Source organism: Parafannyhessea sp., assembly GCF_051876455.1.
Taxonomy (GTDB): domain Bacteria; phylum Actinomycetota; class Coriobacteriia; order Coriobacteriales; family Atopobiaceae; genus Parafannyhessea.
Genome location: NZ_JBJEHW010000213.1, coordinates 1 through 7,666, shown reverse-complemented (window position 1 = coordinate 7,666; position 7,666 = coordinate 1). Strand labels below are relative to the sequence as shown.

General features: G+C 66.8%; 9 protein-coding genes. 8 read left to right on the top strand and 1 reads right to left on the bottom strand.

The window, feature by feature from the left end:
* Positions 1-24: 24 nt before the first annotated feature.
* The 7 genes from ACI38Z_RS09070 to ACI38Z_RS09040 all read left to right on the top strand — a co-directional run bounded on the left by ACI38Z_RS09070 (position 25) and on the right by ACI38Z_RS09040 (position 5,923).
* Positions 25-1,329, top strand: a complete 1,305-nt coding sequence (locus ACI38Z_RS09070; RefSeq protein ID WP_439789878.1) for a diaminopimelate decarboxylase — start codon at positions 25-27, stop codon at positions 1,327-1,329.
* Between the two features lie 105 nt (positions 1,330-1,434).
* A complete protein-coding gene (dapA, locus tag ACI38Z_RS09065; RefSeq protein ID WP_439789877.1) occupies positions 1,435-2,325 on the top strand; it encodes a 4-hydroxy-tetrahydrodipicolinate synthase in 891 nt (296 codons plus the stop codon).
* Positions 2,318-3,070 (top strand): 4-hydroxy-tetrahydrodipicolinate reductase, encoded by a 753-nt coding sequence (gene dapB / locus ACI38Z_RS09060; RefSeq protein WP_439789876.1) that lies wholly within the window; start codon positions 2,318-2,320, stop codon positions 3,068-3,070. Before dapA ends, dapB begins: the two co-directional genes overlap by 8 nt.
* A gap of 13 nt (positions 3,071-3,083) precedes the next feature.
* Positions 3,084-3,785: a 2,3,4,5-tetrahydropyridine-2,6-dicarboxylate N-acetyltransferase gene (dapD, locus tag ACI38Z_RS09055; protein ID WP_439789875.1), complete on the top strand. Its 702-nt coding sequence runs from the start codon at positions 3,084-3,086 to the stop codon at positions 3,783-3,785.
* Between the two features lie 193 nt (positions 3,786-3,978).
* Positions 3,979-4,335: a DUF1304 domain-containing protein gene (locus tag ACI38Z_RS09050; RefSeq protein WP_439789874.1), complete on the top strand. Its 357-nt coding sequence runs from the start codon at positions 3,979-3,981 to the stop codon at positions 4,333-4,335.
* A gap of 10 nt (positions 4,336-4,345) precedes the next feature.
* Complete coding sequence (locus ACI38Z_RS09045; RefSeq protein WP_439789873.1) at positions 4,346-5,668, top strand: ComEC/Rec2 family competence protein; 1,323 nt, start codon at positions 4,346-4,348, stop codon at positions 5,666-5,668.
* A 39-nt stretch (positions 5,669-5,707) separates the two neighbouring features.
* Positions 5,708-5,923 (top strand): DUF3006 domain-containing protein, encoded by a 216-nt coding sequence (locus ACI38Z_RS09040; RefSeq protein ID WP_439789872.1) that lies wholly within the window; start codon positions 5,708-5,710, stop codon positions 5,921-5,923.
* A gap of 28 nt (positions 5,924-5,951) precedes the next feature.
* On the opposite strand, the gene ACI38Z_RS09035 is transcribed toward ACI38Z_RS09040, so the two are convergent.
* Positions 5,952-6,710: an alpha/beta hydrolase family protein gene (locus tag ACI38Z_RS09035; protein ID WP_439789871.1), complete on the bottom strand. Its 759-nt coding sequence runs from the start codon at positions 6,708-6,710 to the stop codon at positions 5,952-5,954.
* Between the two features lie 279 nt (positions 6,711-6,989).
* Between ACI38Z_RS09035 and ACI38Z_RS09030 the strand changes: the two genes are divergently transcribed.
* On the top strand, positions 6,990-7,571 hold the full coding sequence (locus tag ACI38Z_RS09030) for a hypothetical protein (protein ID WP_439789870.1): 582 nt from the start codon (positions 6,990-6,992) through the stop codon (positions 7,569-7,571).
* Positions 7,572-7,666 lie beyond the last annotated feature (95 nt).

The window sequence follows — 7,666 nt, the reverse complement described above, 5'->3', positions numbered from 1 at the left end:
AGGATGGCCGCATAGGGAGGCAAGATGGGACGCAAGACGCCCTTTGTGACAGCGAATCAGCTCGAGGACATTGCCTCGCGCTTCCCCACGCCCTTTTACCTGTATGACGAGGAGGGCATCCGCAAGACCGCACAGTCAGTTCTGGACGCCTTCTCGTGGAACCCGGGCTTTCGCGAGTACTACGCCGTCAAGGCCTGCCCCAACCCCGCGATCATCAAGATCCTGCTGGACATGGGCTTCGGCCTCGACGTCTCCTCGGAGTGCGAGCTCATCATGGCGGAGCGAATGGGCGTCTCTGGCGAGAGGATCATGTTCTCCTCGAACGACACCCCCCTGGAGGAGTTCGCGCATGCCGCCCGCCTCGGTGCGACCGTGAACCTGGACGACATCACGCACATCGACTCCTATCAAGACGCAGTGGGCTCGTTCCCCGAGGTCATGAGCATGCGCCTCAACCCCGGCGAGTTCCCCTTCGCGAACGGCATCTTCGGCGAGCCCGCCGAGGCCAAGTTCGGCATGACGATGGACCAGATGCTCGAGGCGACGCGCAGACTCATGTCCCTGGGCGTCAAGCGCTTCGGCATCCACGCGCTCCTCGCGTCGAACACCGTGACCGACGACTACTACCCCACGCTCGCCCGCACGCTGTTCGCGGCGGCGCGCAGGCTCAACCAGGAGCTCGGCGCGAAGGTCGCGTTCGTGAACCTGTCCGGCGGCGTGGGAATCGACTACCGCCCCGAGGAGCGTCCCAACGACATCTTCAAGATCGCGGAGGGGGTGCGTCGCGCCTACGAGGAGGAGCTCGTTCCCGCCGGCATGGGCGACGTCGCCATCTTCACGGAGATGGGCCGCTTCATCACGGGTCCCCACGCAGGGCTCGTGACCCGCGTGATACACGAGAAGCACATCTACCACGACTACCTCGGCGTCGACGCCTGCGCATCGGACCTTATGAGGCCGATGCTCTACGGCGCCTACCACCACATCACCGTCGTGGGACGCGAGGACGAGCCCCACGACCACACCTACGACGTGACGGGCGCCCTGTGCGAGAACTCCGACCGCTTCGCGAACGGTCGTGCGCTGCCAGAGTGCCATCCCGGCGACCTGCTGTTCATCCACGACGTGGGCGCCCATGGCCACTGCATGGGCTACAACTACAACGGCCGCCTCAGGCACGCGGAGCTCCTGCTCAAGCCCAACGGCGACGTCAGGCTCATACGCCGTGCCGAGACCCCGAGCGACTACTTCGCGACGCTCGACGTGCTCGACGGGTGGGACGCACCCGCAGACTCCGGGGCGGGCAAGCCCAAGACCGGGCGTCCTTAAGGGGCGCCGGGTCGACGCGGTCGCGCTCGCGGCTGGCTGGCTCAAAATCTTTCTCGACACAGAGGACGAGGGCGCGTGCCCCGTCCCGTAATAAGGAGCTAGAAAATGGACATGACCAACCTTCGCGGATCCATCGTCGCACTCGTCACCCCGTTCAAGGAGGACAAGAGCGTTGACTTCGAGGCACTCGAGCGCCTCGTGGACTTCCACCTCGCCAACGGAACCGACGGCATCCTGGTGCTTGGCACCACGGGCGAGTCGTCGACCATGACGGACGAGGAGGACTTCGCCGTCGCCAAGTGCGTGATCGACCGCGTCGCGGGACGCGTCCCGGTCATCGGCGGCTCCGGCTCCAACGCCACGGCGGAGAGCCTCAACAAGAGCCTCGGCCTGCAGAAGCTCGGCATCGACGGCCTCCTGCTCATCACCCCCTACTACAACAAGTCGAACGAGGACGGCATCTACCACCACTTCACGACGGTGCTCGACGCGGTCGACGTCCCGTGCATCCTGTACAACATCCCCGGCCGCACGGGCTGCTCCATCTCCGAGCGCAACATCGCGCGTCTGAGCAAGCACCCCAACGCCTGGGGCATCAAGGAGGCCTCGGGCAACATCTCCTATGCCACGATGGCTGCCCGCTACCTCTCCGACGACTTCCGCATGCTCTCCGGCAACGACGACATGGTCGTCCCCATCCTCTCGCTCGGCGGCTCTGGCGTAATCAGCGTCTGGGCCGACGTCTGCCCGCAGGTCGTGCACGACATGTGCGCCAGCTGGTTCGCGGGCGACACCAAGGCCGCGCTCCGCACCCAGCTCGACTACCTCGAGCTCATCCACTCGCTCTTCTGCGAGGTCAACCCCATCCCCGTCAAGGCCGCGCTCGCCAAGATGGGCATGCTGACCGAGAGCTACCGCAGCCCGCTCTGGCCCATGTCCGACCCCGCGCGCGAGCGTCTCTACGCAGCCATGAGGGAGGTCGGTCTGATTGACTAGCGGCAGTCCTCTCACCGTCACGCTCATCGGCGCCGGTCGCATGGGCACCCTCATCGCCCATTCCCTCGAGGCCGACGGCGGGTTCCAGGTAGTCGGCACATATGACGTGGACAGTGCCTCCCGGCTTGACGAGGAGGCTCCCGCCGCGGACCTCGCCATCGACTTCAGCAACCGGGCCGCACTCCCCCACACCCTGGCCTACGTCCGCCGCACGGGATGCGCGCTTCTCTCCGGCACCACCGGCTACTCCGACGAGGAGCTCGCACAGATACGTGCGCTGAGCGAGAAGAGCGCGGTCATCCACTCGGCAAACTACTCGCTGGGAGTGGCAGTGCTCCGTCGCGTCACCGCCGAGGCCGCACGCGCCCTTGCCGGCTGGGACGTGGAGATCGTCGAGACACACCACAACCAGAAGGCGGACGCCCCCTCGGGGACCGCGAACATGCTGCTCGACGCCGTGGACCCCAGCCACGAGGAGGATGTCGTCTACGGGCGAGAGGGCATGGTCGGCGCGCGACCCAAGGGACAGATCGGGATGCACAGCCTGCGCGGCGGCACCGTCGCGGGCACGCACGAGGTCCACTTCTTCGGCACGGACGAGGAGCTCTGCCTCACCCACCGCGCAACGAGCAGGCAGATCTTCGTGAACGGTGCCGTGGCCGCCGCGAAGCGGCTCGTCACGAGGGAGCCTGGCTTCTACACCTTCGACCAGCTCATGTTCGGCGACCAGCCGCTCGAGCGATAGGGAGATGCGACACTTGGACGCACAGGAGATCATCGACTACATTGCCAACGCGCCAAAGAAGACGCCCGTCCGCGTCTTCGTGAGGGAGGCGCCGGGCGCAAGCATCGACTACGGCCCAGACTCCCACGTGTTCGGCGCGGGCAGCAAGGTCGTCTTCGGGGACTGGTCCCAGGTCGGCCCGGCCCTCGAGGAGCATGCCTCGGAGATCGAGGACGTCGTCGTGGAGTGCGACCGCCGAAACTCCGGCGTCCCCATGCTCGACGTTCGGAACGTGAACGCACGCATCGAGCCCGGCGCGATCATTCGCGAGAAGGTCGCCATCGGTGACAACGCCGTCATCATGATGGGCGCGATCATCAACATCGGAGCCGTCATCGGAGAGGGCACCATGATCGACATGGGTGCCGTGCTGGGCGGGCGAGCCATCGTGGGCAAGCACTGCCACGTGGGCGCGGGCACCGTCCTCGCGGGCGTGGTCGAGCCGGCGAGCGCGACCCCCGTCGTAATCGAGGACGACGTGATGCTCGGCGCGAACGCCGTCGTGATCGAAGGCTGCCGCGTCGGCAGGGGTGCCGTGGTCGCAGCCGGCGCCGTGGTCACGCAGGACGTGCCCGCCGGCGCCGTCGTCGCAGGCTGCCCCGCCAAGGTCATCAAGATGAAGGACGAGAAGACCACGGCCAAGACCGCGCTTGTCGATGCGCTAAGATCCCTCTAACCTTTCGGTGCCGTTGCGGCCCCATGCCGCAACGCGCACGCGACTCCCGAATTGCCTTCGGCCGCGTCTCCGTTTTGGTACGGAGCGCGGCCGTTTTCTTACATTCTTGAGTTACTTTATGCGCCATTTTGCGAATGCTTGGCTTCTCTTCAGCTAAACTTTCGTCATACAACAGACGTACGAAGGGAATCCCATGAGCATCGTCACCATCATCCTCGCAACGCTCGTCGCCGCCGAATTCTTCTTCATCCTGTACCTCGAGACCATCGCGACGACCTCCGACCACACGGCGAGGGTCTTCGGAATGACCACGGCGGAGCTCAACCGTCCCTCCGTGAGGACCCTCTTCAAGAACCAGGGCGTGTACAACGGGCTTCTCGCCGTGCTGATCCTCGTCGCGGTTTTCGGCTTCGCCAGCAAGCCCGCCGTGGTGGCGCTCATGCTCTACATCGTCGCAGTCGCGGCGTACGGCAGCGTGACAAGCAACCCCAAGATCATCCTCACCCAGGGCGGCCTCGCCATCCTCACGCTCCTGACCTGCCTGCTCTAGGGGGCGCGTCATGACAAGGGGTGACAACGGAGGATGCGCAAGGGGCTGCCTCTGGGGATTCCTCGGCTTCATCCTCATTGCCCTGCTGAGCACGGTCCTAGCATGCGCGGGCTCAACTGCAGACTCGCACTCCAACAGCGATGCCCAGCAGCAGACGGATACGAGCATCAGCGCATCCGATAGCGGCACGGAGGCGGAATCGAAGCAGAAGGATCCTGGCCAAACCGACGCTACGGCATCAACCGCGGCGCAGGCGGCCAAGCCTTCCGCAAGCGATGCCGCCAAAGGCCAGAAACTGGTCGTCAGGTTCCTGGACGTGGGACAGGGCGATGCGGCGGTGATCGAGTTCCCCGACGGCAAGACCATGGTGATAGACGCGGGAAGGGAGGGCGGCTCGACCGTCGACTCCGCGCTCGCCGCGGACGGCCGCAGCCGCATCGACTGGCTCGTCGCGACGCACCCCGACGCCGACCACATCGGCGGGCTGCCTACGGTGATTGCCTCGGAGGACGTCGGCTCCGTCTGGGCACCCAACTGCAACCACTCAACCGAGACCTACACACGCTTCCTTGAGGCGGTCGCGGCAAAGGGACTCCAAATCGACGAGGCCGCAGCAGGCAAGCAGATAGCGGCACAGGACGGCTACAGGATAGACGTCCTGTGGCCGCAGGCAGGCGCAAGCTATGGCGACACGAACGGCTACAGCGTCGTGATCCTCGTAACCTACGGACAGAACACGTTACTCTTCACGGGCGACGCCCCCGCCGAGGCCCTCGAGCAGTGCTCCGTCGGCCACGTGGACGTGCTGAAGGCGTCGCACCACGGCTCGGCCTCCGGCACGAACGCGGCGGTAGCGCAGAAGCTCACGCCCAAGGTCGCGATCCTGAGCTACGGCCTGGACAACTCCTACGGTCACCCCGCCCAGACCGTGATGGACGCACTCTCGGCCGCCGGCGCCGCAATCTACGGCACGGGCGCCCAGGGCACAATCACGGTCACGTCGGACGGGACGGACGTCTCCGTCACGACGGCCCGCCAGGGCACCGTGGTGGCGCAGAGCGAGAACGCGGGTGCGGGCGAGGCGACCCTGAGCGGAGGCCACGGCAGCAGCTCGGGCTCGTCCCAGGGCGGCGCACAGGCGGCGTCCCCGCAGGCACAGCCCTCGGGCGGCTCGACGGCAGGCCAGGACCAGACCGTCTACGTGACGCCCACGGGTAAGAAGTACCACGCCCAGGGGTGCCGCACGCTCTCGCGCAGCAAGAACCTCACGAGCATGACGAAGTCGCAGGCAGAGGCCGAGGGCTACACAGCCTGCCAGGTTTGCGGAGGATAGCGGCCAGGGGTCGGCAGACAGCCAGAAGGGAAGGCGCCCATGCGCGCGATAGTGGACAGGATCGAGGGGGACGTCACGGTCCTCGAGGTGGATGGGACCCGCTTCATGGACGTCCCGCTCGCGGAGCTTCCGGAGGGCACCAGCCAGGGAGACGTACTCGACGGCGAGCCAGGCGATTGGCACGCCAACGAGGACGAGAAGAACCGCCGCCTCGCCCACAACGCCGACCTCATGAGCAGGCTCTTCAAGCACTAGGGACGTTCTTCTCCCCCGCTTGCGGCGGCTAGACGATGTGGGCGCGCAGCCAGTCGGCGGCCTGGTTCACAACCTGCCAGTACTGGTCGCCCTCGAAGCCGTGGCGCCCGCCTGGAATCACGCGGAGCTCGCAGCTGGGGAAGAGCTCGGCCGCGCGCTGGGAGTACGAGAGCGGCACGGCGGAGTCGGCGTCGCCGTGGAACAGCAGCACGTCGCGCGGGAACGCGGGGATGTGCTCGAAGAAGTCGTAGTCGTAGCACGAGCGCAGGAAGTCCCCGCTCACGTTCATGCCCATGATCGGGAAGGAATCCGGGATGTCGTCGCGGTTGGGGCACGCGCCGTGCACCGCGTCGTGCAGGTTGAACGCCGGGTAGAGCAGCGCGCATCCCCTGACGATCTGCGCGTTGGCGCGCGCCGCCATGAGCGTAACCGTGGCGCCCAGGCTCGCGCCACAGAGGAAGAGGTTGCGCTCGTCCACAAAGGGCTCGCGCGAGAGCTCCCACGCCACGGACTCGAGGTCGTGCTGCTCCGTGAAGAGCGACATGTTGTCCTGCCAGTCGCTCTGGCTGTAGTTTCCGCCACCGCAGAAGTCGAACACGTACGTGACCATCCCCCGCTCAGCGGCGGTGCGGGCGTAGGGTTCCATGTCGCCGTGGTTGGTGCTCAGGCCGTGGCTGAAGATGGCCGTCGCGTGCGGGCGCTCCTGCCAACCATCCGGAAGGAACAGCTTGCCGTAGATCCTCTTGTCGTCGCGCTGGCACCAGTACTCGCGCTCCGTGTATCCCATGCGTGCCTCCGTCATGCGAGCGCCCAAGGTTGGGGGCATTGTACAGAACGCCCGACGGGCCGGGCGCGCGCGACACGCGACGGAAACGGACCAACTGCGCCATTGGGATGCCCCTACACGCCCAGGCAGGCGGCGTCACAATGCGTACCGATTCCTTAAACGCAGCTAACACGCACGCGACCGGCATGAGCGACCATTGTTGGCAACGTCGATTGAGACTGACAGGGGCCGGCCGCGCGAGGGCGCAAGGGAAGCCGACCCGCAAAGGAGGATGTTGCCATGACGGACGACCTGTCCCACGCGTGCGACGCAGGAGCGTGCCTTCGCAGGATGGTGGCCACCTCGACCAGACGAAGGGCGTGCGTGGCGGCGCTGGTCCTAGGCGAGGCGGCCGTCGCGATTGCCGTGCTGAGCCCCTTGGGCGCCGCCGACGCACTCTTTGGCAAAAGCCTTGCGGCCCGCCTTGCCGCGCTGGCGTGCCTCACCCCCGCCGTGGTCGCGTGGGTGTGCGCCGTGTTCCTCACCTGGCACATGGGCCGCGAGTCCATGCGCGTCAGCAACGCCATGATGCTCGTCCCCGCGACGCTGATCGCCTTCCTGGCGGTCTGCGCGGGAGACGCCGCCGCGCGCCTCGCCATCGCGGGTGCGCTCCCCACGGGCAAGGCGCTCCTCACGTTTGCGCTCGCCCCGCTGGTCGGCCCGCTCGCGCTCAGGCTCGCGCTGCTCGTGCGCGAGGCCGTGCTCCAGAGCGAGCCCTGGGCGCAGGCCCACGAGGGCGAGGACGCCCAGGGCACCCGCAACGCCTCCGGCACGGGCGCGGGCTCTGCCGGCGGCACTATGGGCAGCGGCGCGCTCGCATAGCCACGGGCGAGAAGACCAAGACGGACCACTGCACGCCCGCAACCCCGCAGGCGGGCACTCCCAAGAGAAGGACCTGGGCCATGGGCTCGGGTCCT